23 protein-coding genes and 1 pseudogene are annotated in these 20,575 nt (G+C 59.6%); 23 read left to right on the plus strand and 1 reads right to left on the minus strand.

All coding sequences use genetic code 11. The features are described from left to right. Positions 1 to 26 precede the first annotated feature (26 nt). The 6 genes from rpmJ (at position 27) to rplQ (ending at position 3,083) form a co-directional block, all read left to right on the plus strand. Positions 27 to 143, plus strand: coding sequence for a 50S ribosomal protein L36 (gene rpmJ, locus AAIA72_RS14285; protein WP_369600962.1), 117 nt, complete (start codon positions 27 to 29; stop codon positions 141 to 143). Positions 144 to 235: 92 nt separating this feature from the next. Continuing rightward, positions 236 to 592, plus strand: coding sequence for a 30S ribosomal protein S13 (gene rpsM, locus AAIA72_RS14290; RefSeq protein WP_369600963.1), 357 nt, complete (start codon positions 236 to 238; stop codon positions 590 to 592). 12 nt (positions 593 to 604) lie between these two features. Then, positions 605 to 994, plus strand: a complete 390-nt coding sequence (gene rpsK, locus AAIA72_RS14295; RefSeq protein WP_369600964.1) for a 30S ribosomal protein S11 — start codon at positions 605 to 607, stop codon at positions 992 to 994. A 12-nt stretch (positions 995 to 1,006) separates the two neighbouring features. Further along, positions 1,007 to 1,627, plus strand: coding sequence for a 30S ribosomal protein S4 (rpsD, locus tag AAIA72_RS14300; protein WP_369600965.1), 621 nt, complete (start codon positions 1,007 to 1,009; stop codon positions 1,625 to 1,627). Between the two features lie 33 nt (positions 1,628 to 1,660). Continuing rightward, a complete protein-coding gene (gene rpoA, locus AAIA72_RS14305) occupies positions 1,661 to 2,665 on the plus strand; it encodes a DNA-directed RNA polymerase subunit alpha (protein ID WP_369600966.1) in 1,005 nt (334 codons plus the stop codon). Between the two features lie 25 nt (positions 2,666 to 2,690). Beyond that, a complete protein-coding gene (gene rplQ / locus AAIA72_RS14310; protein WP_369600967.1) occupies positions 2,691 to 3,083 on the plus strand; it encodes a 50S ribosomal protein L17 in 393 nt (130 codons plus the stop codon). A gap of 162 nt (positions 3,084 to 3,245) precedes the next feature. Here the strand turns inward: rplQ and uvrA are convergent. Beyond that, positions 3,246 to 6,100, minus strand: a pseudogene (gene uvrA / locus AAIA72_RS14315) (excinuclease ABC subunit UvrA). A gap of 230 nt (positions 6,101 to 6,330) precedes the next feature. On the opposite strand from uvrA, the gene AAIA72_RS14320 reads away from it, so the two are divergent. From AAIA72_RS14320 to AAIA72_RS14400, 17 genes are all read left to right on the plus strand, one after another. Beyond that, complete coding sequence (locus AAIA72_RS14320) at positions 6,331 to 7,701, plus strand: MFS transporter (protein ID WP_369600968.1); 1,371 nt, start codon at positions 6,331 to 6,333, stop codon at positions 7,699 to 7,701. A gap of 11 nt (positions 7,702 to 7,712) precedes the next feature. Further along, complete coding sequence (gene ssb / locus AAIA72_RS14325) at positions 7,713 to 8,234, plus strand: single-stranded DNA-binding protein (protein WP_369600969.1); 522 nt, start codon at positions 7,713 to 7,715, stop codon at positions 8,232 to 8,234. A gap of 322 nt (positions 8,235 to 8,556) precedes the next feature. Continuing rightward, positions 8,557 to 9,474 (plus strand): hypothetical protein, encoded by a 918-nt coding sequence (locus AAIA72_RS14330; RefSeq protein WP_369600970.1) that lies wholly within the window; start codon positions 8,557 to 8,559, stop codon positions 9,472 to 9,474. After that, a complete protein-coding gene (locus AAIA72_RS14335; protein WP_369600971.1) occupies positions 9,471 to 10,091 on the plus strand; it encodes a PilN domain-containing protein in 621 nt (206 codons plus the stop codon). The genes AAIA72_RS14330 and AAIA72_RS14335 overlap by 4 nt, the downstream gene beginning before the upstream one ends. Continuing rightward, positions 10,088 to 10,765 carry a hypothetical protein gene (locus AAIA72_RS14340; RefSeq protein ID WP_369600972.1) on the plus strand — a complete coding sequence of 226 codons (678 nt, stop codon included), beginning with the start codon at positions 10,088 to 10,090 and terminating at the stop codon, positions 10,763 to 10,765. The genes AAIA72_RS14335 and AAIA72_RS14340 overlap by 4 nt, the downstream gene beginning before the upstream one ends. Continuing rightward, entirely contained in the window at positions 10,762 to 11,088 is a 327-nt protein-coding gene (locus AAIA72_RS14345; RefSeq protein WP_369600973.1) for a general secretion pathway protein GspB, read from the plus strand. Before AAIA72_RS14340 ends, AAIA72_RS14345 begins: the two co-directional genes overlap by 4 nt. A 7-nt stretch (positions 11,089 to 11,095) precedes the next feature. Then, the gene (locus AAIA72_RS14350) at positions 11,096 to 12,517 is read left to right on the plus strand and encodes a secretin N-terminal domain-containing protein (protein ID WP_369600974.1); all 1,422 of its coding nucleotides are present in this window, start codon (positions 11,096 to 11,098) and stop codon (positions 12,515 to 12,517) included. Next, positions 12,465 to 12,767 carry a type II secretion system protein GspD gene (locus AAIA72_RS14355; RefSeq protein WP_369600975.1) on the plus strand — a complete coding sequence of 101 codons (303 nt, stop codon included), beginning with the start codon at positions 12,465 to 12,467 and terminating at the stop codon, positions 12,765 to 12,767. Before AAIA72_RS14350 ends, AAIA72_RS14355 begins: the two co-directional genes overlap by 53 nt. A 3-nt stretch (positions 12,768 to 12,770) precedes the next feature. Further along, positions 12,771 to 13,610 (plus strand): ExeA family protein, encoded by an 840-nt coding sequence (locus AAIA72_RS14360; RefSeq protein WP_369600976.1) that lies wholly within the window; start codon positions 12,771 to 12,773, stop codon positions 13,608 to 13,610. Then, a complete protein-coding gene (locus AAIA72_RS14365) occupies positions 13,610 to 14,749 on the plus strand; it encodes a hypothetical protein (protein WP_369600977.1) in 1,140 nt (379 codons plus the stop codon). Before AAIA72_RS14360 ends, AAIA72_RS14365 begins: the two co-directional genes overlap by 1 nt. A gap of 3 nt (positions 14,750 to 14,752) precedes the next feature. Further along, positions 14,753 to 16,486, plus strand: a complete 1,734-nt coding sequence (locus AAIA72_RS14370) for a GspE/PulE family protein (protein WP_369600978.1) — start codon at positions 14,753 to 14,755, stop codon at positions 16,484 to 16,486. Between the two features lie 7 nt (positions 16,487 to 16,493). Then, positions 16,494 to 17,723, plus strand: coding sequence for a type II secretion system F family protein (locus AAIA72_RS14375; protein WP_369600979.1), 1,230 nt, complete (start codon positions 16,494 to 16,496; stop codon positions 17,721 to 17,723). Next, on the plus strand, positions 17,720 to 18,229 hold the full coding sequence (locus AAIA72_RS14380; RefSeq protein ID WP_369600980.1) for a hypothetical protein: 510 nt from the start codon (positions 17,720 to 17,722) through the stop codon (positions 18,227 to 18,229). Before AAIA72_RS14375 ends, AAIA72_RS14380 begins: the two co-directional genes overlap by 4 nt. A 114-nt stretch (positions 18,230 to 18,343) precedes the next feature. Then, positions 18,344 to 18,781: a type II secretion system protein gene (locus tag AAIA72_RS14385; RefSeq protein ID WP_369600981.1), complete on the plus strand. Its 438-nt coding sequence runs from the start codon at positions 18,344 to 18,346 to the stop codon at positions 18,779 to 18,781. 43 nt (positions 18,782 to 18,824) lie between these two features. Beyond that, the gene (locus tag AAIA72_RS14390) at positions 18,825 to 19,313 is read left to right on the plus strand and encodes a type II secretion system protein (RefSeq protein WP_369600982.1); all 489 of its coding nucleotides are present in this window, start codon (positions 18,825 to 18,827) and stop codon (positions 19,311 to 19,313) included. Next, complete coding sequence (locus tag AAIA72_RS14395) at positions 19,291 to 19,800, plus strand: prepilin-type N-terminal cleavage/methylation domain-containing protein (RefSeq protein ID WP_369600983.1); 510 nt, start codon at positions 19,291 to 19,293, stop codon at positions 19,798 to 19,800. Before AAIA72_RS14390 ends, AAIA72_RS14395 begins: the two co-directional genes overlap by 23 nt. Continuing rightward, positions 19,800 to 20,573: a PilW family protein gene (locus AAIA72_RS14400; protein ID WP_369600984.1), complete on the plus strand. Its 774-nt coding sequence runs from the start codon at positions 19,800 to 19,802 to the stop codon at positions 20,571 to 20,573. The genes AAIA72_RS14395 and AAIA72_RS14400 overlap by 1 nt, the downstream gene beginning before the upstream one ends. Positions 20,574 to 20,575 lie beyond the last annotated feature (2 nt).

Genomic DNA, 20,575 nt, shown 5'->3' on the forward strand with positions numbered 1-20,575 from the left:
TTGCACACGACACATTGGAGTGAATCATGAAAGTCAGAGCTTCAGTAAAAAAAATCTGCCGGAACTGCAAGATCATCAAGCGTAACGGACAGGTCCGGGTGATCTGCAGTGCGGAACCTCGCCACAAGCAGCGCCAAGGCTGAGCGGGGTTGATTCTTGGGTGATTAGGCGCTATCATGCTGCGCCTTTTCTTTTTTAATCGTTGCGAAAGCACACATTTAGCGGAGTAAGTTGGATGGCTCGTATAGCGGGTGTCAATATTCCCGATAACAAGCACGCCGTCATCTCCCTGACCTATATCTATGGGATCGGGCGGACAACGGCACGCAAATTGTGCGAAGCGACAGGAGTGAAGCCGGACGCCAAGGTCAGCACGTTGAGCGAGGAGCAGCTTGATGCGCTGCGTACCGAGATCAGCAAACTGACGGTTGAAGGTGATCTGCGTCGTGAAGTACAAATGAACATCAAGCGGCTCAAGGATCTTGGGTGTTACCGTGGTCTGCGTCATCGCCATGGTCTCCCGGTACGTGGTCAGCGCACTAAAACCAATGCGCGTACACGTAAGGGTCCCCGCAAGCCCATTCGTAAGTAATAGGATTCAAGCATGGCTAAACCAGGTACACGTACCCGTAAAAAGGTGAAAAAGACCGTTGTTGATGGTGTTGCGCATATTCACGCTTCCTTCAACAACACGATCGTAACCATTACTGATCGTCAGGGTAACGCGCTGTCTTGGGCTACCGCAGGTGGTTCAGGGTTCCGCGGATCCCGCAAGAGTACGCCTTTTGCTGCGCAGGTAGCAGCTGAAAGAGCCGGTAATGCGGCTGCTGAATACGGCCTGAAGAACCTTGAGGTTCTTGTCAAGGGACCTGGACCCGGGCGCGAAAGTGCTGTCCGTGCGTTACATGCTTGTGGGTACAAGATCACGAACATCACTGATGTCACGCCGATCCCCCACAACGGATGTCGTCCACCCAAGAAGCGTCGTGTGTAACAGGAGACAGTAATGGCTCGTTATATTGGTCCTAAGTGCAAGCTGTCTCGTCGTGAGGGGACAGATCTGTTCCTCAAGAGTGGTGTTCGCGCGCTTGAAAGCAAGTGCAAGATCGAGACAGTACCCGGGCAGCATGGTGCCCGCCGTTCGCGGCTTTCAGACTACGGTCTGCAGCTGCGTGAAAAACAGAAAGTGCGCCGGATTTATGGCGTGCTCGAGAAGCAATTCCGCAATTACTACAAGGAAGCTGTCCGTCGTCGTGGCGCGACAGGTGAAAACCTGCTTCAGCTTCTGGAATGCCGCCTGGATAATGTGGTCTATCGCATGGGCTTTGGTGCGACTCGGGCGGAAGCTCGCCAGTTGGTATCGCACAAGGCGATTGAGGTCAATGGCCGCCCTGTGAACATTCCGTCGTATCAGGTTCAGCCCGGTGACGTCATCAGCGTGCGCGAGAAATCACGCAACCAGCTGCGTATCAAGAACGCTCTGGAGCTGGCTGCGCGTCGTGCACCTGTTGAGTGGGTTGAGGTTGATGCTGCCAAGATGACCGGAACGTTCAAGGCAGTGCCTGAGCGCTCTGAGCTGTCTGCGGACATTAACGAAAACCTCATTGTCGAGCTTTACTCGAAGTAAGGCACGTCAGTAACCCAGGAAACAGGGGCGACTATGCAGCGGTCAGTCAACGAATTTTTAACACCTCGGAATATCGAGGTTCAGGAAATCAGCACTACGCATGCCAAGGTTACGCTGGAGCCGCTCGAGCGCGGCTTCGGTCACACGCTGGGCAGTGCGTTGCGTCGGATTCTGCTGTCTTCCATGCCCGGTGCGGCAGTGGTGGAAGTGGAAATCGATGGTGTGCTGCATGAGTACAGCACAATCGAGGGTGTCCGCGAGGATGTCATTGAGATTCTGCTCAATCTCAAGCAGCTTGCCGTCAAGCTGAATAACCGTGATGAGGCTGTTTTGTCTCTGAGCAAGTCCGGCCCTGGCGCAGTAACAGCGGCTGATATTCAGCTTGACCACGACGTGGAAATCGTCAATCCGGATCTGGTGATCTGCAACCTGAACGCCAACGGCAAGATCGACATGAAATTGCGCGTGGCATTGGGGCGCGGTTACGAGCCTGCGGATCAGCGCCGCTCCGACGACGATGAAACCCGTGCTATTGGTCGTCTGCAACTGGATGCGTCCTACAGCCCGGTACGTCGCGTGGCCTACAATGTTGAGCGTGCACGTGTCGAGCAGCGTACAGACCTGGACAAGTTGGTCATCGATCTGGAGACCAACGGGACCATTGATCCGGAGGAGGCGATTCGTCGCGCAGCGACGATCCTGCAGCAGCAACTGGCTGTGTTCGTCGATTTCGAGCAGCAGATTGAGCCTCAGAAGGATGAGGAAGAGGAAGAAATTGATCCGATTCTGCTGCGTCCGGTCGACGATCTGGAGTTGACTGTCCGCTCCGCAAATTGTCTGAAAGCGGAGAACATCTATTACATTGGTGACCTCATTCAGCGAACTGAAGTTGAGTTGCTGAAAACGCCTAACCTGGGCAAGAAGTCGCTGACTGAAATCAAGGATGTTCTTGCGCAGCGTGGACTGTCGCTGGGTATGAGGTTGGAGAATTGGCCGCCGGCCAGTCTGAAAGGTGATGATCGGGTGCTGGGTAAGTAACCGATAGAGACTAAGGGTTAAGAAAATGCGTCATCGTAAAAGTGGTCGTAAATTTAACCGGACCAGCGCGCATCGAAAGGCGATGTTCCGGAACATGGCGGCGTCGTTGTTCGAGCATGAAGTGATCAAGACAACTTTGCCGAAAGCCAAGGAGCTTCGTCGGGTGGCTGAGCCCCTGATTACCTTGGCTAAGAAGGACAGCGTAGCCAATCGTCGTCTGGCTTTCTCCCGTCTGCGTAACAAGGATGCGGTCAGGAAGCTGTTTGATGAGCTTGGTCCGCGGTATGAAGCCCGTCCGGGTGGTTATCTGCGTATCCTGAAGTGTGGTTTCCGCGCAGGAGACAATGCACCGCTGGCATACGTTGAGCTGGTTGACCGTCCTGTTGCAGTTGAAGCAGAGGGCGAGGAAGAGGCCTGAAGTCAGGCGGATTCCAATAAGAACCCCGCTTGATGCGGGGTTTTTTGTATCTGAAGGTTTTGCTTATCGCTGAATGGGGTCCGTGGAAAAGCGTGGTCGGTCGTACCCGGGGCTGGAATCTCTCCAGCGAGATTTGCCTTGAGGGTATGAAGCGAATGCAGCTCAGGCCTCTGCGGCCTGGCTGCTCTTTTCAGCGTCCCTTTCCACGTAGCGCTTCAGAAAACGACCCGTATGTGAAACAGGGCTGCGGGCAACGTCTTCAGGTGTTCCCTCAGCGATGATTTCACCTCCGCCGTTTCCGCCCTCCGGCCCAAGATCGACGATCCAGTCCGCGGTCTTGATGACGTCCAGATTGTGCTCGATGACAACAACCGTATTGCCGCGATCTCTCAGGCGGAACAGAACCTTGAGGAGCTGATCAATGTCGTGGAAGTGCAGTCCGGTGGTCGGTTCGTCCAGGATGTAGAGCGTCTTGCCGGTGTCTCGTTTGGAAAGCTCTCGCGACAGCTTGACACGTTGTGCTTCGCCTCCCGAAAGCGTCACGGCGCTCTGGCCAAGTTTGATGTAGGCCAGCCCAACGTCAATCAGGGTTTGCAGTTTGCGTGCTATGGCAGGTACCGCATCGAAGAATTCACGGGCATCTTCCACGGTCATTTCGAGAACTTCGTGAATGTTCTTTCCCTTGTAGAGAATTTCGAGTGTTTCCCGGTTGTACCGCTTGCCACGGCAAACGTCGCAAGGCACATACATGTCCGGGAGAAAGTGCATTTCGACCTTGATGACCCCATCCCCCTGACAGGCCTCGCAGCGGCCTCCCTTGACGTTGAAGCTGAAACGGCCCGGCTTGTAGCCCCGGCTGCGCGCTTCCTGTGTGGCGGCAAAAAGTTCGCGGATCGGTGTGAAGATTCCGGTATAGGTGGCAGGATTGGATCGGGGCGTCCGGCCGATAGGTGACTGGTCGATATCAATCACCTTGTCGAAATGTTCGAGACCCTCTATGTTGCTGTAGGGTTGCGTGTTGAGCGTGGTGGCATTGTTCAGTGCGCGGGCAGCCACCGGATAGAGTGTATGATTGATGAGCGTGGATTTGCCGGAGCCGGACACGCCGGTCACGCAGGTAAACAGTCCCACGGGCAGCCTGAGGGTGACGTTTTTCAGGTTGTTTCCCGAACAGCCGGATAGGGTCAGCCAGCGCTCGCCCGGGGGGTGCGTTGTTCCGGGATCAGAATACCCTTGCGCCCGCTGAGATACTGTCCGGTAAGGCTGGCAGGATGGCGGGCCACTTCTTCGGGGGTGCCCTGCGCAACGACCTGGCCACCGTGGACGCCGGCACCCGGGCCGATATCCAGGACGTGGTCCGCCGTTCGGATGGCATCTTCATCGTGTTCGACCACGATCACGGTATTTCCCAGATCCCTGAGGTGGGTCAGCGTCGCGAGGAGGCGGTCGTTATCGCGTTGGTGCAGGCCGATGGAAGGCTCGTCCAGCACGTACATGACGCCCACCAGTCCGGCACCGATCTGACTGGCCAGGCGGATGCGCTGGGCTTCTCCGCCCGAGAGCGTTTCGGCGCTGCGATCGAGGGTGAGGTAATCAAGGCCCACGTTGACGAGGAACTCGAGCCGCAGGCGGATTTCGCGAAGGATCTTCTCTGCAATCTCGCCGCGCTTGCCGTGCAGTTTGAGCTGGTTGAAGAAGCTGAGCGCATCGCCGATGGCCATGGCCGTGATGGCGGGCAGCGGTCGCTCCTGGACGTAGACGTGTCTGGAAGCCCTGCGCAGGCGTGTGCCATGACATTCCGGGCAGGCCCGGGCGGTCATCATGCGTGCCAGTTCGTCCCGGACGGACTGGGATTCGGTGCCCTTGTATCGTCGTTCGATGTTGGGGATGACGCCTTCAAAGGGGTGTTCACGCAGGACGGTGTCGCCCCTGGCGTTGACATACTTGAAGGGTACAGGTTCATCACCCGTTCCGTAGAGTACCTTCTGCCGAAATGACTCGGGCAGGTCCCGGAAGGGCTGATTGATGTCCACGCCTTCATGGCTGGCCAGGCTCGTCAGCATCTGATAGTAGAAGACGGCACGGCGGTCCCAGCCCGGGATGGCGCCTTCTGCCAGTGACAGCTCCGGTTTTTCGACAATCCGGTCGGGGTCGAAATACTGGCGCACACCGAGCCCGTCACAAGCCGGGCAGGCACCAGCCGGGTTGTTGAAGGAAAACGCCCGCGGTTCGAGCTCACTGATGGCATATCCGCACTCCGGACAGGCAAAGCGTGCGGAGAAGACAAGTTCCTTTTCCGGTACGTCCATGCTGGCGACAATGACGAGGCCTTCCGAGAGCTGGATTGCCGTTTCCAGGGATTCGGCAAGCCGGGTTTCCAGCCCATCCCGGATCTTGATACGGTCGACGACAACCTCGATGGTGTGCTTTTTCTGCTTGTCGAGATCCGGTGCATCGTCGAGCTCCACTACAATCCCGTCGATTCGCGCCCGGATGAAGCCTTCGCTTCGTAGCTTGGCCAGCACATGCTGGTGTTCACCCTTGCGGTCGCGGATGACGGGGGCCAGAACCATCCATTTGCTGTCTGCTGGCAGGGCCATGATCTGATCCACCATCTGGCTGATGGTCTGGGCTTCGAGGCGATGATGATGGTCCGGACAGCGTGGCTCCCCTACGCGAGCGTAAAGGAGACGAAGATAGTCGTAGATTTCCGTAATGGTGCCCACCGTGGAGCGCGGGTTGTGGGACGTGGACTTCTGCTCGATGGAGATGGCCGGAGAAAGGCCTTCGATATGATCCACATCCGGCTTTTCCATCAGTGACAGGAACTGTCTGGCGTAGGTGGACAGAGATTCCACGTAGCGCCTCTGGCCTTCGGCATAGAGGGTGTCAAAAGCCAGGGAGGATTTGCCGGAACCCGACAGGCCGGTAATGACGATGAGTTTGTCGCGTGGCAGGTCGAGATCAATATTCTTGAGGTTGTGGGTGCGTGCGCCACGTATGCGAATGGTGTCCATGTCACTCTCCGGAATGGGCAGGAACCGGACATTATACCTTGCGACGCGGGGCAGGCCCAATTGTAATGTGTTGAGCAGAGGAGCAGAGGAGCAGAGGAGCAGAGGAGCGTGGCGATCCGTTACGGGGCCTGTTCCTGTAATGAGGGGTCTGTCCGGGCTGGCGGGAATCGGGGAAAAAACGGACGTATTTCTGCTAGAATACGCGCTTTCCGGAGAGGAGGGCCTGTTGAATGAGTCCTGTTGAACGTCGGTCTGTCGGGGTGATTGCCAGCCTGTATGCCATGCGCATGATCGGGCTGTTCATGGTGCTTCCTGTTTTCATGGTGCTGGGGAAGGATCTGGAGGGCGCAACACCGGCGTTGCTGGGGATGGCGATTGGTGCCTACGGGTTGACCCAGGCCCTGCTGCAGATTCCCTTTGGCATGCTGTCTGACCGGTTCGGGCGCAAGCCGGTTATCGTCACCGGATTACTGATCTTTGCTGCGGGCAGTCTTGTGGCTGCCGTCTCCGATTCGATCTATGGCGTGATTGCCGGGCGTTTTCTGCAAGGGGCTGGTGCGATAGCCAGCGCTCTGATGGCCCTGTTGTCGGATGTGACACGTGAAGAAGCCAGAACGCGCGCCATGGCCGTCGTCGGGATGTCCATCGGGCTGTCGTTCATTGTGGCGCTGCTGATCGGGCCGATTATTGCTCAGTGGGTAGGGTTATCGGGCCTGTTCGCGCTGACTGCCGTGATGGCTCTGCTGGGGATGGTTTTGCTGGCCGCGGTGCCTACGCCGCGCGTTCAGACGCATCACCTGGATACTTCCGTGGATGCCTCGCGCTTTTCGGATGTTCTGCGTCACCCGGATCTGCTGCGGCTGGACTGGGGCATTTTCTCATTGCATCTGATGCTGACCGGGTTGTTCGTCATGTTGCCTCGTTTGCTGGCGGAAGTTCACCAGTTGCCGGTCAGCCGGCACGGCTGGTTGTACATCGGGGTGATGGGGGCGGGCTTTGTGGCCATGGTGCCGTTCATCATTATCGGAGAAAAGCGCCGGAAACTGCGTGAGGTATTTATTGGTGCCGTTGCCTTGCTGGTTGCCAGCCTGGCCGTGCTGGATGGGGTGCGCAACCATTTCTGGGGTGTTGTGGCAGCGCTGTTCCTGTTCTTCATGGCGTTCAACCTCCTGGAAGCTTCCCTGCCTTCCCTGGTGAGCAAGATTGCGCCGGCGGGGCTGCGCGGGTCGGCCATGGGGGTGTACGCCAGCAGCCAGTTCTTCGGCGCGTTTCTGGGCGGTGCTGTGGGGGGCTGGTTGTACGGCCACTTCCAGTATGAGGGTGTGTTGGGTTTCGTCATCGGTGTGGGGGTGCTGTGGCTGCTGGTGGCGTCGTTCATGAATCCGCCACCCTACGCCACCAGCATGACTCTGCATCTGTCAGAGGCGGCGCTGGCGGATCCGGCAGGTACGTTGAATCGCCTCAGATCCCTGGACGGGTTGGAGGATGTGGTCATTCTGGAAGAGGAAGGGCTTGCATATCTGAAGGTGGATGAGGCAAAGTTGGATCTGTCCGTCCTGACGCAAGGCCCATGGGCCCGGAATGATGAATCGAAGGTTTAGTGGAGAGTGAAATGGCTAGAGGTTTGAACAAGGTAATGCTGATCGGCAATCTGGGAGCCGATCCGGAAGTCCGGTATACGCAGTCCGGGGCGGCAGTGGCCAATCTGCGTATTGCGACGGATGAAAGCTATCGTGACCGCAATACGGGGCAGATGGTACCGAAGACGGAATGGCATCAGGTGGTCATTTTCGGCAAGCTGGCGGAAATTGCAGCCCAGTATCTGAAGAAAGGCTCCAAGGTTTATCTGGAAGGGAAGCTCCAGACCCGGCAGTGGCAGGATCAATCGGGCCAGAATCGTTACACGACCGAAGTGGTGGTGGATATCAACGGCAGCATGCTGATGCTGGATGGTCGTGGCGATGCCACCGCATCCGGCGGAGACTGGAACCAGCCGGCGGCCATGCCTCAGGGCGGGGCACCTCAGCCCGCCCCCGCGCCACAGGCTGCACCTCAGCCGGCTCCGGCACAGCAGGCACCGGCAGGTGGGTATGCTCCGCCCGCGGATGATTTTGACGATGACATCCCATTCTAGGCAACGCTGATTTGCACGTGTGGATCAGGAAAGGCTGCGCATGACACACGGCTGAAGGCAGGTTTTATGCGGCATCCAGCTGAGTGAGTCGTTCTTGAGAAGGAAATCCCGACGGTCATTGGGTCGTCGGGATTTTTTTGCAGGCTGACGTGGCCGACCCGGATGGCTTTGGAGAGCGCTGTCCTTTCAAAAACCGGCGAGGATGACCTTTTCCCGGGCGAGTGATGCCAGATTGGCATGGGGTTCGTTTTTTTCACTCTTTTATTTTTCAACAACAGGTTATTGAACTATTCTAAGGTAAACATTCACTTGGGCAGGCAGCATGTGGTTCAGGCGCAGGCTTACGTATGAGCGGTATGTGGCTATCGAGTCCATGCCGGATGGTATTGTGTTGGTCGTACAGTCCGGTCTGGACGCGCCACGTTTCGAGCATGTCAGCATTTCGCGGTGTGAGCTGGGTCAGCAGGCCGAGGTGCTGGCGGGCATGGTGCGCGAGCTGGGACTGAAAGGTTTGCCCTGTTCGGTGGTCTTGAATACCGAGCAGTATTCGGTGCAGTCGCTGGAGCGGCCCAATGTGGAGCCGGAGGAAATGTCGCAGGCGGTGCGCTGGAAAATCCGGGAGTATGTGGAAGGCGATCTGTCACAGTGGGTGGTGGACTGGTACGACGTGCCGGAAGACGGGACACGTGGCCGGGCGCGGCAGGTTGTGGCGGTCATGGCGCGTCGTTCTGCGGTTGAGCGGATTATCGGTATTGTGCGCGAGTCAGGTCTGATTCTGGACACGATTGATATTGCCACCATGGCGCTGCGCAATCTGCTTGCGGTTCAGCCGGAAACCCATCCGGGGCTCGCGCGTGCGGTGCTCTGGGTCAGGGACAACGAAGCGCTGATTGATTTTACCAAGGACAATGCGGTGTACCTGTCCCGTCGCGTCGAAGTGGATCTGAACGCGCTGGCCGATCCCGATCAGCGGGACTGGGTGGGGCAGAATCTCGCCCTGGAGGTTCAGCGTTCCATGGATTACTTCGACAGCCAGATGCGTCAGGCCCCCCCGCGGGCCCTGCATGTGCTGGCAAACAGTCAGGTGGATGTGCTGCGCAGCCAGCTCAATGAAGGACTGGGGCTGGATGTGGTGCTGCTGGACGTGCCGGGGGTTGAGCTTGAGCTGGCGGGCGAAGTGGCCCTGGCAGCGGGTGCGGCCCTGCGGCACCTGAGGTTGTTGGAGGAAGCGGCCGCATGAAGCAGCAGGTCAATCTCTATGTTGAAGAGCTCAGGCCCAGGCGGGTTCCGCTGCCCTTTGTCTGGATTGCGGTGTTGTGGGGTGTGGTATTGCTGGGCCTGTTGGGCTTCGGTGTGTGGCTGGAAATGGAAGGCCGCGAGGCAGCCCGCCAGCTTGAGCGGCTGACACAGACCCGGGAGAATTTCGCACGTCAGGTGGCGGAGGCGGAGGCCCGGCTGAAAGCACGGCATGTTTCGCCGGATCTGCTGGCGGAGCAGGATGCGCTCAGACAGGAGTTGCTTCGCGCACGGGCCTTCAATTCACAGGTTGCCGGTCGCCTCACGCGCTCTGTCAGCCGCTCGCCTTCTGCCGTGATGACCAGTCTGGCCCGGCAGGTGGACACGTCCTGGCTGTGGCTGACGGCCTTCCGGATGGATCGTTCGGGTCAGCTTGTTCTGGAAGGCCGGACCCTGTCGCCCAAACGGTTGCCGGAATGGTTGGTTGCCCTGGGCAGGGAGGGGGCATTGAAAGGGGCAACGTTCTCGTTCCTGGAAGCCCGGAAGGCGCAGGATGAAGCGGCTTCAGCCTTCCGCATTGCGGCCCGGCCGCCTGAAGCTGACGTGAGGGCAGAACCGTGACAGAGACGCAGAAAAAGGGTATCGGAGCATACTGGCAACTGCTCAATGACAAGGTGAACGACCTGACGCTGAGAGAGCGGGTCATTCTTCTGTTAACGGGAATCGTGCTCTTGAGCATGATTCTGATTCAGGTCTGGCTGGCTCCGGTCTGGGGAAAGATCAGCGAGGCACGCAAGCAGATGGCCGATATCCGCACGGAGCAGGTCAATCTGGCGGCGCAGCTTGAATCGCTGCAGAAGCAGCTTGCCGTGCATCCGGATGATACGGTGAAACAGCAGATTGCGGCGCTCAGGTCCCAGCTGGAAGGCGAAAAGAGACGGCTGCAGGAAACGCTGGCGGGCGTGGTCAGCCCTTCGGAAATGGTCCGCATTCTGCACAATGTTCTGGGTTCGGCAAAAGGCCTGACACTGGTCTCCATGGAGAAGCTGCCGGTGCGTCCCATTCATTTGTCGGGAGAGGACAAGGATGAGGCGGCTGTATTGTACGAACACGATGTGAAGCTGGTGCTGCAGGGCGGTTATTTTGACACCCTGGCGTACATTTCCGCCCTGGAGGCGCGGGCGGCCACGCTGACCCTGAGCCTGCTGGACTACCGGGTGGAGACTTATCCCCGGGCTGAAATCACGCTGCAGGTTTCCACACTCAGTCTGGATCCGGAGTGGCTGGCCTTATGAGACGCTGGATTGTGTTCGTGGTGATGTGGATGGGAATCGCCGGAGCTGGCGCGGCAGAGTCTGATCTCGGGGATCCCACCCGGCCTGCCGGATGGATGGCGGCGAAAACCCAGCCTGTACGGCTGCCGCATCTTGCGGTCCGGAGTGTGGTGTATTCGGGAGCCAGCCGCTTTGCGGTGATCAATGGCAAGGTGGTGCGTGAAGGACAAAGTGTTTCCGGTGCCCGCGTGCTGAGCATCCGGCCCGGCAAGGTCAAACTGAATTACAAGGGGCATACGTTCTGGCGTCAGGTGGCGTCGGTGAATGATGTCAAGAAACGGTGAAGCGTTTATGAAGCATTGGATTCGTTCAGGTGTGTTGTCTGTGGGTGTGCTGATGCTGGCCGGTTGTGCCACGACGGCCGACCGGGGGCTGGAGCGGCCCAGACTGGATGACAGGACGGCTCAATCCATATCCACCTCTCTGGATGAAGCGGTCAGCAGCCAGGTGACCCGCACCGGCAAGCCTGTTGCGCCACCGGCACCGGTCATGGATGCGCTGCTGCCTGAACCGACCCCGGCAGGCGGCGCCACCGAGCCTCGTTTCGAGCTGGATGTGGAGGGCATGCCGGCACGGGATTTCTTTCTGGGGCTGGTCAAGGGGACACCCTATAACATGATCGTCCACCCCGAGGTGAGCGGCGAGATTTCGCTTCATCTGAAGGATGTGACGGTGCCTGAGGTCATGGCCGCGGTGCGTGACCTGTACGGGTATGACTTCCGGCGTCAGGGCAATCTGTTCAAGGTGTTGCCGTCGGGCATGCGCACCGAGATCTACCCGATCAACTACCTGAATGTGACCCGGGAGGGCAGTGCGGCCATCCAGGTGTCTGCGGGCCAGGTGAGCAGTGCGTCAAACAATGGCAGCAGTTCTGCCGCTGACAGTTCTGCGACGGGCAGTGGTTCGTCCGGCCTCATCGGTTCCCAGATCACCACGCGCACCACGTCGGATTTCTGGGGGCAACTGGCGGACACGCTGAAACTGCTGGTGGCAGATGAGGAGAAGGCTCAGGTGGTGACGAATCCCACGGCGGGTATTGTCATCGTGCGTGCGTCGTCCGCCGCCCAGAAGGCAGTGCGGGATTATCTGGAGCGGGCCGAGCTGATCATGCAGCGGCAGGTCATTCTGGAAGCCAAGATTCTGGAGGTCATCCTCAATGACGGATTCCAGCAGGGCATCAACTGGAGCTATTTTGCAGATTACACCACTCAGCTGGATGATGCCGGACTGCCGGTGAAATCTCTCAATCTGTCACAGACGTCGGAGCCCCTGAGCAATCTCAACCTGCAGGGCATCTTCAGCGCGACCCTGCGCATTCATGATTTCAACGCACTGATTCAGTTGCTGGGAACCCAGGGCACCGTGCAGGTACTGTCCAGTCCCCGCATCGCCACGGTGAACAATCAGAAGGCGGTGATCAAGGTGGGCAGTGATGAGTTCTACGTGACGGACATTGATCTCAACTCGGACAGCACGTCCTCCTCATCCAGTTCGTCCACCAATACGGACATTACCCTGACGCCCTTCTTCTCCGGGATCTCGCTGGATGTGACGCCGCAGATCAGCGAGGACGGGCGGATTACCCTACACGTGCATCCGTCGGTCAGCGAGGTCAAGGATCAGGAAAAGGTCGTTTCGCTCGGAGACCGGGATTCTGACGTTGCCCCTGGCCCAGAGCTCCATCCGGGAAACCGACAGCATCATCAGTGCTGAGAACGGTCAGGTGGTGGTGATTGGTGGCCTGATTCGTGACACGACCGAAGATACCCGTGCGAAGGTGCCGGTACTGGGCGACATGCCGCTGGTGGGCGAGTTCTTCCGGCAGACACGCAAGTCGAGCCAGAAGAGCGAGCTGGTGATCCTGCTGCGGCCGGTTCTGGCTTCACCGGGGAATGTGCGCTCCGATATCGCCGGATCACGGCAGCGTGTCGAGGGTCTGCGCAGTGTGCTGACCGGAGAATGAGGCATGTATGAGGCGCATTTCGGGTTCCGGGAGCTGCCCTTTACCCTGACGCCCAACACCCATTTCTTTCTCAATGCGGCCAGCCATCAGCGGGCCTTTGATACGGTGCGGGTGGCGCTGGAATCCCTGGAAGGCTTCATCAAGGTGGTGGGTGAAGTGGGCACGGGCAAGACGCTCCTCTGCCGCGCCCTGCTGGGCGCCCTCAAGGATCCCTTCTATACGGCCTATGTGCCCAACCCCTGCCTGGAGCCGCTGGATCTCTACTGTACGCTGGCGCGGGAACTGGGGCTGGACGTGGAAGACCTGACCCGGGCGCACAGCGTGCTGGACCGCATTCAGCAACGTCTGATCGAACTGGCGGCCGAAGGTCGGCAGGTGGTGCTTTTCGTGGATGAGGCCCAGGCCTTGCCGGAATCCACCATGGAGGCGGTACGCCTGCTCACGAACCTGGAAACCGAAAGCCGCAAGCTCCTGCAGGTGGTGCTGTTTGGCCAGCCGGAGCTGGATGTCCTGCTGAATCAGCCGCATCTGCGGCAGCTCAAGCAGCGCATCACCTTTCAGGAGCGACTGCAGCCCCTGACGCCGGACGAGGTGGCCCAGTATATCCGGCACCGTGTGGGGGCCGCCGGCTATAACGGGCCGGAGCTGTTTGACCGGCGCGCCCTCCGGGCGGTGGCGGTGAGTTCACGGGGGATCCCCAGACTGGTCAACATTCTCTGTCACAAATCCTTGTTGGCGGCATACGGGGATGGTGCCCGCTCGGTGGGCCGCTCTCATGTCAAGCGGGCTGTGGCCGATACGGAAAGTGCCTGGCCGCTGCCCTGGTATGCGGGAGTCTTTTGATGAGCCTGCTCAATGATGTGCTGAAGGATCTGGATCAGCGTCAGTCGGGCCGGCAGTCGGTCCCGGCGGGATTGCGGTCTGCTGGTACAAAAGGGTCTTATCGTACCCGGTGGTTACCGGGTGTTGTGGCGCTGGTCTGTCTTGTTGGTGTGATCGCGGCGATTTGGTGGTGGGGACAGGATGAAGGGACCGCGGTGGCCCCTGTGGTTGGGGCTGTGCCGCAACCGTCTGCCGTACCCGCCATGCAGCAGGCGACACCCTCTGCAGAGGTTCAGGCACCGGCATCCGGTACCGTGCACGCGGACGTTGTGCAAGGGGGCGGCCCGTCGGAAGCCCCGTCCGATATGCGCCAGGCCTCAGCCCGGCAGATGGCGTCAGAAAACAAAACGGCGCCAGAAAACAAAACCATGCCCGCCGAGCCCAAGGTTGCCGACTCGCCGCGCCAGGCGGCTAACCGGGTTGCAGCCGTGCCCGTTAAAGAAAAACGCTCCGTTACCCATGAAGCCGTCCCCCATGATGAGGCGGGCGGAAGCGCGGACACTCGCAGTCAGGCAGGTCAAGTCGCCGAGGAAGCAGTTGCAACCCCTTCCGGAACGGCCGGGAATTTGGCCGGTGGAGATGAGGATGTATCGCGCCCTGCGCCACGCATGACCAAGGCCGCTGCGCGTTCGCCGGAGCAGGAAGCCCTGGAGATTCTGACGCGTGCACAACGTGTGGCGGATCCGGCCCAGAAACGCCGGATACTGGCTGCCGGACTGGCAAGGTTGCCTGAGCAGGTGGCGCTCAGAGAAGCGTTGGCGCGCAGCTGGATGAGCGAGCAGGCATTGGACAGAGCGCTGGCGGTCATTCAGGCGCATCCGAAACGACCTCTGCCGTCCCCGCTGCTGGGGCTGCAGGCCTGGATTCAGCAGCAGACCGGTCAGATTGCAGAGAGTGTGGCCAGTTATGCGGATCTGATTCGCCTGGAGCCGGAAAACCCCCGCTGGTGGGGTGGACTGGCGATCGGGCTGGAGCAACTGGGGCAGGCTGAACGGGCCCGTCAGGCCTGGTCAAAGGTGGTGGAATTGCCGGGAGCAGATACCCGGCTGCTGAACTGGGCACGACAGCGTCTTGCCGCGCTGCAGAGGGGAGCCTCCTGAAAGATGAGTGAACCGAAAAAGAAATTACGTCTCGGGGATTTGCTGGTTCAGAAGGGGCTGATCACCGAAGAGCAGCTCATGCAGGCACTGGCTGAGCAGAAGAAGCAAGGCCAGAAGCTGGGCCGTACCTTGGTGCAGATGGGGCTGGTGGAAGAAGATGCCCTGCTCAATGTGCTGTCGGATCAGCTCGGCATTCCCTTTGTGGATCTGAAGCACTTCCAGTTCAATCCCGACCTGGTGCAGCGGTTGCCTGAGCATCTGGCGCGGCGGTACCGGGCCATCATCCTGTCCGAAGAGCAGGGCGCACTGCTGGTGGGGATGTCCGACCCCATGGATCTGATGGCCTATGACCACATTGCCCGTGAGGTCAAGCAGCCGCTCAAGCAGGCAGTGGTGCGGGAGAGTGAACTGCTGGAGGCTTTGGATAGGGTCTATCGCCGCACGGAGGAGATTTCCAACCTGGCGGAGGAACTGGAAGAGGAACTGGGCGACGATGCCTTTGACCTGGCCCAGCTGACGGCCGGGGCGGATGACTCGGATGCGCTGGTGGTGCGCCTGCTCCAGTCCCTGTTCGAGGATGCGGTGGCTGCCCGGGCATCGGATATTCACATCGAGCCGGATGAAACCTGTACACGTATCCGGCAGCGCATTGATGGCGTCCTGCACGAGCACGTGATGAAGGAACGCCGGGTGACTTCCGCACTGGTGCTGCGCCTCAAGCTCATGTCGGGCCTGAACATTTCCGAGAAGCGTCTGCCCCAGGATGGCCGCTTCAATATCAAGGTCAAGGGCAAGTCCGTGGATGTGCGTCTGTCCACCATGCCGGTTCAGTACGGCGAGTCCGTGGTCATGCGTCTGCTGGATCAGAGTGCGGGGCTGCTCAACCTGGACAAGATCGGCATGCCGCCGAAACTGCTGGAGCGCTTCCGGCTGCTCATCCGCCGGCCGCATGGCATCCTGCTGGTGACCGGCCCGACCGGCAGCGGCAAGACGACCACGCTCTACGGTGCGCTGACAGAACTGAACCAGCCCAACGTGAAGATCATTACGGCGGAAGATCCGGTGGAATACCGGCTCCCGCGCATCACCCAGGTGCAGGTGAATCCCAAGATCGACCTGCACTTTTCCACCGTCCTGCGGGCGGCCTTGCGTCAGGATCCGGACATCATCCTGATCGGTGAGATGCGCGATCAGGAAACGGCAGAGATTGGTCTGCGGGCGGCCATGACCGGTCACTTCGTGCTTTCCACCCTGCACACCAACGATGCGGTGTCCAGCGCCCTGCGTCTGGTGGATATGGGTGCTGAACCCTATCTGGTGGCCAGCTCCCTGGCGGGTGTGCTGGCTCAGCGGCTCGTCAAGCGCATCTGTGAAGACTGCCGGCAACCCTATCACCCCAACGAGCAGGAACGGATCTGGCTGCATGCCATTTCTCCGCACCCGTTGCCGGATCATTTCTACAAGGGGGCCGGATGCTATCAGTGTGGCAATACCGGCTACCGGGGCCGGATTGGTGTGTACGAGCTGCTGGAGATGGATGAGCCGCTTCTGGATGCCCTGCGCCGTAATGATCCCGCGGCCTTCAACCAGGCGGCCCGCAAGGCACCGGGCTACATCCCGCTGGCACGGGTGGCACTGGATTATGCCAGACAGGGCATTACCACCATAGACGAAGTCTTCCGCATTTCTGCCTCGCTGGGTGGTCATGCGGAAGTTCCGGAAATCGATTACAGCTGAGGCACAGATGGCGACTTTCCGCTACAAGGGGCGAGACAGTCAGGGGGCATTGGTCGAAGGCCGCCAGGAGGCCAATTCGGCGGATGCCCTGGCGTCCGTGCTGCTTGGTCAGGGTATCACGCCGGTACAGATTGAAGCCGTGGAGGAGACTGCAGCGGAAAAGGCGGGAGCGCTGAACATTCGCCTGTTCCGGCCCAAGGTGACGCTCGACGAACTGATCATTTTCTGCCGTCAGATGTATGCCCTGAACAAGGCGGGGATTCCCATCATCCGGGCCATGCGCGGACTGGCGGAATCCACACGCTCCGAAGCGCTGGCGGAAACCCTGAACGACGTGACCCGTCGCCTGGAATCAGGGGTCAACCTGGCCACCTCCATGCGTGCACATCCGGAAGTGTTCAGTGACCTGTTCGTGGCCATGATTCATGTGGGCGAGAACACCGGTCAGCTTGAAGAGGCGTTCAGGCAGCTGGCGGAAAACCTTGAGCTGGAACGGGAAACCCGCAAGCGGGTCAAGCAGGCGGTGCGGTATCCCATCATGGTCATTGTCGCCTTGTTTGTGGCGCTCATGATCGTGAACTATTGGGTCATTCCCGCCTTTGCCGGCGTATTTGCCAAACTGGGAGCGGACTTGCCCCTGCCCACCAAGATTCTGATTGCGTCCAGCAATTTCTTCATTCACTACGGCTGGCTGGTGGGCATCGTGCTCGTGGCCACCGGATATGGGCTCTACCGCTGGGTCAAGACACCCCGGGGCCGCTATCTGTGGGACAGGCAGCGCCTGCGTTTGCCAGTGCTGGGCCCGCTGTTCGAGCTGGTGGCGCTGAGTCGGTTTGCGCGCAACTTCGCCATGATGCTGCGGTCGGGCATGCCGATCATCCATGCCCTGTCTCTGGTGGCCGATGCGGTCAACAACGCCTACGTGGGCGAGGCCATCCGCAACATGCGTTCCGGAATCGAGCGGGGGGATACGCTGCTGCGAACCGCCAATCAGACCGGGATGTTCTCGCCTCTGGTGCTGCAGATGCTGGCCGTGGGGGAGGAGACCGGACAGATTGACGGGCTGCTGCTGGAAGTGGCCGACTTCTACGATGAAGAAGTGGATTACGCCCTCAAGCGGTTGTCCGAGTCCATCGAGCCCATTCTGCTGGTGTTCATGGGGATCCTGGTGCTGATTCTGGCGCTGGGCGTGTTTCTGCCCATCTGGAACCTGGGGCAGGCGGCACTGGGCAAATGATGAACCGGCTGGCCGAAAAGGGACTGAGGCTGGAGTTCTGGATTACCCTGACGGTCGTGGCCGTGCTGGCGGGATGGCAGCTTCGGGCGCTGGAGCGGGCTGCCGATGACGCCATCACGACTCAGGCGGAACAGGCGGCAGCGGCCTTGCGCAGCGCTCTGCGTGGCATGCACCAGGTCTGGCTGGTGCAGGGTCAACCCGGGGAAGCCGGGCCGCTGGAGACGCCCCCGCAACTGGGGCTGCAGGATGGTCTGAAGTGGTGGTTGCGCATGAACGCGGCCGGTTGGCCGGTGGATGCCCGGCTCGAAAGTGATCCGCAGCAGGTCGCCGGTGCAGAGCCCTGTGAGCGGCTGTGGCAGGCACTCTGGGCCAGCCCGGCACTGCGTTACGCCGGCAAGGGGGTGGAGGTAATGCCCATTGAGGACGGTTGCCTGTACCGGCTGCCGGGCGGCGACATTGAATACCGGATGTCTGCAGGGGAGGTGAGCCTGAAAAAGCAAAACTGAATACATTTGGCACCCGGCCGACAGATTTTCAAAAGTTTACAATGGATTTGTAAATTTGGATCTATACTGGAACTAAATCTGGAAAATTTGATCACGCACTGAAAGAGGTCTGCAATGAAGAAACAAACCGGTTTTACCCTGATTGAACTGATCATGGTGATTGTCATCCTGGGCATTCTCGCCGCCTTTGCGCTGCCGAGGTTTGCGGATTTTGGGAGTGATGCGAGGAAGGCCTCCCGATCTGCAATTGATGGGGCGATTCGATCCGCATCTGCCATCGCGCATGCTGCATGTTTGGTTGATTCCGGGTGCGATGCAACCGCGGCGACAGCTACCGTGACTCTGGATGGCCAGACTGTAGATATGGTATATGGTTATCCGGCAGGTTCTGCTACTGGAATCGGTGTGGCGGCTGACGTTCAAAACGTTACTGCTGCATATGCTTCGGGTGTTGCAACGTTTACGGTTGGCACAAGCTGTACGGTAACTTATACACAGCCATCTGCAGCAGGAAATGCTCCCACTGTCGCTGGTGTTTCCACTTGTCCCTGATGCAAGCTAGGCCAGGTGAGGTCGTTTAAGGAGCCCGTGAGCTGTGAATCAGCGGGACGGTGGCTTTACCCTGATCGAACTGATCATGGTCATGGTGGTGCTGTCGGTTCTGGCCGTCAGCACCATCGGCCTCTTTGCCGGGCAGGGTGAGTTTGCCGGCAGGCTGCAGCGGGATCAGTTGCTGGCCCATCTGCGGCTGGCGCAGCAGGTGGCCCTGGCCCGGCATGATGTGAGTGCACCCGCGACCACCTGGACGCTTTCACGGAGTGGCGGCACCCTGCAGGCGCAGATCGTACAGGGCGCCTACAATACGGTGCGCAGTCTGGAAGAGGCGGGAACCACTGTCACCTGGTCCTCTGCCACGACAACCAGCTGTGGTGCGGCGACCGGCACTCTGCCGCTCACGCTGACCTTTGACCAGCTTGGCGATCTGGCCAGCGAGACCCTGATCTGCGTCAGCGGCAACGGTCAGACCTGGCCGGTTTGTGTGTCAGCAGCGGGGTATGCCTATGCCGGCGTATGTACACCGTGAGCGTGGTGTCACGCTTATCGAACTCATCATCACCATTGTGATCCTCAGTATTGCTGTGGTGGCTGTTGTGTCGGCCATCAGCAGCAGCATTGGCCGCAGTGCCGATCCGCTCTGGCAAACCAAATCCCTCCAGCTGGCGCAGGCCTATCTGGACGAAATCGGCACCAAGCGCTTTGACGAAGATACCGGCAATGGCGGCGTGCCTCCGGATACCAGCGGTGTGTGCGATATCGGGGCAGAGGCCGGAGAAACCCGCGCCACCTTTGACGATGTGGATGACTACGACGGGGTCGATGACTCGCCGCCGGTTCTGCAGACGGCTGCGGGCTTCTCCAGTTATACCGGTTACCGGGTTCAGGTGGCGGTGGTCTGTGCCGGGACCGAGATGGGCGGTGCAGACAACAATGCCGCGAAGCGGATTGACGTGACCGTCACCCCGCCGGGGCAGTCTGCTCTGGTATTCTCGCTCTATCGGGGGAATTTCTGATGTGTGGCGCACGGGGTTTCACGCTGATCGAGCTGATCATGGTGATCGTGGTCGCCTCCGTGCTGGGCATGGGCGTGGTCAGTTTTCTCGGCCACTCGGTAGAGGGATATGTGGACACCGCGCAGCGCCAGCAGATGGCCATGGCGGGGACGAGTGCCATGGAAAAAATGTCCCGGCGTTTGCGCGACGCCTTGCCCAATTCCATCCGGGTCGGCAGTAGTGGTCGCTGCATTGAATTCATTCCCATTCTGGCGGGTTCGGAATACCTGTCGGTACCCATTGCGACGGCGGCTTCGACCTTTGATGCGGTGACCGGTGCGCGTGCTTCTGCGGTCACCGGCCGGGTCGTGGTCTATCCCATCAGCACCTCGGCTCTGTACAACCCGTCCAACCCCGGTACCCTCACGACTGTCGACGGTACTTTGCCCGCAGGCACGGGGCAGGTGACGGTGACATTGGATGCGGCGCATCAGTTTGTGCAGGACTCACCCACACGTCGTTTCTTTGTGGTGAATACACCGATGACCTACTGCCAGGTGGGCACGCAGCTTTTCCGCTATCAGGGGTATGGATTCAATAGCACGCCCGCCTGGCCGCCAACGGGCGGGACACGGACACTGATTCTGGACAATCTGGTGGCCAATTCCGTGACCTTTGATTATCTCCCCGCAACTCTGGTTCGCAATGCGGTGGTCAACCTTGGCCTGGAACTCTCCGTGGGTGGGGAGAACTGGGTACTTCAGCAACAGGTGACCTTGCGCAATGTGCCCTGAAC

This window comes from Thermohahella caldifontis, from assembly GCF_041153465.1.
GTDB lineage: Bacteria > Pseudomonadota > Gammaproteobacteria > Pseudomonadales > Oleiphilaceae > Thermohahella > Thermohahella caldifontis.

Excerpts from the sequence above, each read along its gene's own strand:
- AAIA72_RS14345 (WP_369600973.1), top strand. The coding sequence starts at position 10,762 with ATGAGACGCTGGATTGTGTTCGTGGTGATGTGGATGGGAATCGCCGGA.
- rplQ (WP_369600967.1), top strand. The coding sequence starts at position 2,691 with ATGCGTCATCGTAAAAGTGGTCGTAAATTTAACCGGACCAGCGCGCAT.
- rpsM (WP_369600963.1), top strand. The coding sequence starts at position 236 with ATGGCTCGTATAGCGGGTGTCAATATTCCCGATAACAAGCACGCCGTC.
- AAIA72_RS14330 (WP_369600970.1), top strand. The coding sequence starts at position 8,557 with ATGTGGTTCAGGCGCAGGCTTACGTATGAGCGGTATGTGGCTATCGAG.
- AAIA72_RS14385 (WP_369600981.1), top strand. The coding sequence starts at position 18,344 with ATGAAGAAACAAACCGGTTTTACCCTGATTGAACTGATCATGGTGATT.
- AAIA72_RS14395 (WP_369600983.1), top strand. The coding sequence starts at position 19,291 with ATGCCGGCGTATGTACACCGTGAGCGTGGTGTCACGCTTATCGAACTC.
- AAIA72_RS14335 (WP_369600971.1), top strand. The coding sequence starts at position 9,471 with ATGAAGCAGCAGGTCAATCTCTATGTTGAAGAGCTCAGGCCCAGGCGG.
- AAIA72_RS14320 (WP_369600968.1), top strand. The coding sequence starts at position 6,331 with ATGAGTCCTGTTGAACGTCGGTCTGTCGGGGTGATTGCCAGCCTGTAT.
- AAIA72_RS14370 (WP_369600978.1), top strand. The coding sequence starts at position 14,753 with ATGAGTGAACCGAAAAAGAAATTACGTCTCGGGGATTTGCTGGTTCAG.
- rpsD (WP_369600965.1), top strand. The coding sequence starts at position 1,007 with ATGGCTCGTTATATTGGTCCTAAGTGCAAGCTGTCTCGTCGTGAGGGG.
- AAIA72_RS14360 (WP_369600976.1), top strand. The coding sequence starts at position 12,771 with ATGTATGAGGCGCATTTCGGGTTCCGGGAGCTGCCCTTTACCCTGACG.
- AAIA72_RS14380 (WP_369600980.1), top strand. The coding sequence starts at position 17,720 with ATGATGAACCGGCTGGCCGAAAAGGGACTGAGGCTGGAGTTCTGGATT.
- AAIA72_RS14375 (WP_369600979.1), top strand. The coding sequence starts at position 16,494 with ATGGCGACTTTCCGCTACAAGGGGCGAGACAGTCAGGGGGCATTGGTC.
- ssb (WP_369600969.1), top strand. The coding sequence starts at position 7,713 with ATGGCTAGAGGTTTGAACAAGGTAATGCTGATCGGCAATCTGGGAGCC.
- rpsK (WP_369600964.1), top strand. The coding sequence starts at position 605 with ATGGCTAAACCAGGTACACGTACCCGTAAAAAGGTGAAAAAGACCGTT.
- AAIA72_RS14350 (WP_369600974.1), top strand. The coding sequence starts at position 11,096 with ATGAAGCATTGGATTCGTTCAGGTGTGTTGTCTGTGGGTGTGCTGATG.
- rpoA (WP_369600966.1), top strand. The coding sequence starts at position 1,661 with ATGCAGCGGTCAGTCAACGAATTTTTAACACCTCGGAATATCGAGGTT.
- AAIA72_RS14365 (WP_369600977.1), top strand. The coding sequence starts at position 13,610 with ATGAGCCTGCTCAATGATGTGCTGAAGGATCTGGATCAGCGTCAGTCG.
- rpmJ (WP_369600962.1), top strand. The coding sequence starts at position 27 with ATGAAAGTCAGAGCTTCAGTAAAAAAAATCTGCCGGAACTGCAAGATC.
- AAIA72_RS14400 (WP_369600984.1), top strand. The coding sequence starts at position 19,800 with ATGTGTGGCGCACGGGGTTTCACGCTGATCGAGCTGATCATGGTGATC.